The sequence below is a fragment of the Corynebacterium macginleyi genome (assembly GCF_003688935.1).
Taxonomy (GTDB): domain Bacteria; phylum Actinomycetota; class Actinomycetes; order Mycobacteriales; family Mycobacteriaceae; genus Corynebacterium; species Corynebacterium macginleyi.
The window spans coordinates 1-1,049 of record NZ_REGE01000056.1 but is presented as its reverse complement, the minus strand read 5'-3'; the positions used below and the strand labels follow the sequence as shown (position 1 = coordinate 1,049).

The 1,049-nt window shown below is 55.6% G+C and carries 2 pseudogenes; both read left to right on the top strand.

The features are described 5' to 3' along the window. Window positions 1–61 precede the first annotated feature (61 nt). A pseudogene (locus D9V82_RS13235) lies at window positions 62–576 on the top strand (transposase family protein); the annotation flags it as partial. 246 nt (window positions 577–822) lie between these two features. After that, window positions 823–1,035: pseudogene (locus D9V82_RS13230) on the top strand (transposase); the annotation flags it as partial. Window positions 1,036–1,049 lie beyond the last annotated feature (14 nt).

Here is a 1,049-nt window from a genome sequence, read left to right as displayed (position 1 = left end):
GTTACTGGTATGAAGATGAAAGTTCCAACACAACCATCTACACCTACCAGGGACCCGTACTGTGAAGCCTACTGGAAACCTCGTCGCTGACACCATCTGTCGTACCGCGGAAATTGGACTTGCCATCACCGGTGCTGCTGATGCCGGCCCCCTTACCATTATTGAGGCCACACCAGTAGCCGTTGTCGGCGTGTGCCCGGACTGCGGACAGTCAGGCAAGCTCCGTGACCACATCACCCGTCGACTCGTTGATCTTCCTGTCGTCGGATTTCCCACCAGGCTGCATGTAGCAGTCCCTAGATTCGTGTGCACGGCCGTGTCATGTAAGAGTAAGATCTTCCAAGAATCTTTAACCTGCGCGGATAACGGCGCCAAGCTCACTTACCGGGTCACCCGCTGGATCGTGCAGCGCCTTGCTATTGATCGGATGAGTGTGTCAGCTACCGCCGAAGCACTCGGTGTGGGCTGGGATTTGGTCAACCAAGTCGCGCTGGATGCCTGCCGCCAGCTTGTCTACGACCGGCCCCTTGTCACCTAGACGGGGTTCGCGTCCTCGGAGTTGATGAACATGCATGGTAACACACCCGGAAACCGGGTCAGCCATCAAACCCTGTGACCAGGACGAACTATCTTACCGAGCGGCAAAAGCAACGCTTAGAAGTGTTATGGGCCACCGATGACGACTACGTGACTCTAGAGGTGACGTGGCTGTTTTACCAAGACATAATCGCAGCGTATGCGCATCCGAAGAGATCAGAAGGCAAAAAGCTCATGGAACGCATCATCCACGCCCTGCGTAAGGGATTGTCGAAAGGCTGAGAAGAGCTCGCCCAACTGGGACGCACCCTGTGGCGGCGATGCAAAGACGTGCTTGCCTATTTTGATATCGGTGCCTCCAACGGCCCTGTCGAGGCAATCAACGGCAGGCTCGAACACCTACGCGGCATCGCCTTAGGATTTAAAAACCTCAACCACTACATCGTGCGGTGCCTGATCCACTCCGGACAACTACAGGACAAAATCAACGCACTCTAAAACCGGAAGGGCCC